Source organism: Lawsonibacter hominis (assembly GCF_014287895.1).
GTDB classification, from domain to species: domain Bacteria; phylum Bacillota; class Clostridia; order Oscillospirales; family Oscillospiraceae; genus Lawsonibacter_A; species Lawsonibacter_A hominis.
On record NZ_JACOPP010000089.1, the window covers coordinates 1 to 706 of the forward strand.

The 706-nt window shown below is 52.5% G+C and carries 2 protein-coding genes; both read left to right on the forward strand.

Annotated features, from left to right (window positions below):
• The coding region (locus tag H8S57_RS16895; RefSeq protein ID WP_369807658.1) for an aldo-keto reductase family protein at positions 1–294 on the forward strand (294 nt) is incomplete at its 5' end.
• Positions 287–655, forward strand: coding sequence for a hypothetical protein (locus H8S57_RS16900; protein ID WP_055180680.1), 369 nt, complete (start codon positions 287–289; stop codon positions 653–655). The genes H8S57_RS16895 and H8S57_RS16900, both read left to right, overlap by 8 nt.
• Positions 656–706 lie beyond the last annotated feature (51 nt).

Genomic DNA, 706 nt, shown 5'->3' on the forward strand with positions numbered 1-706 from the left:
ATAGCAAGAATGAGCAGCAAGAGAAATCAGACCATCGCTATCGCCCGTTTCCTGATGTATAAATACGGGCTGAACCAGCAGCTTGAGGGCATGACGGACGAAGAATACCTGGCGCATCCCATTGGCTTGGATGTAGGGCAATATGTGGCCGACCTGATGAAATACTGCCCGGAGCATATCGTCGATCAGGTCATGGAACATCAGGATGCTCTTTTGCGGCGCCTGGGTACGGATTACCTCACCGTCATAGCCTATATGCCTTATGAGGAAGATGGAGGGAGAAAGTATGCGTGATGGACGCCCGAATCCTGATATTTGGGGAAACATCATCACCTGCGGGGAGATCGCCGTGGGCATTTACGAGATCGTCGGCACAAAGAAACGTGGGCTGGAAGTGCCGAAGGCCCTTGCCGAAGAAATCCTGCCGGAATCTGTGATGGAACAGGCTGCACAGGACGGTGAGAACCTTTGTTTTACCGACCCGGTTTCCAACGCCATCGTTGCAGACGCCCTGCTGGAACAGGAACTTGTTACTGATCCGCAGGCAGCGGCCCGTCTGGACGCAATCCGGCAGCTTGATGATGTGACCTATGATACGGCCTTTGAACCGCCTGTTTCAGACTATGAGCTGGACGGGCTGGACTTGGAAAGATAGGAGTTTACAATGAAAATCCTGGATTTCGACCTGGAAGGAAGTCACTTCATC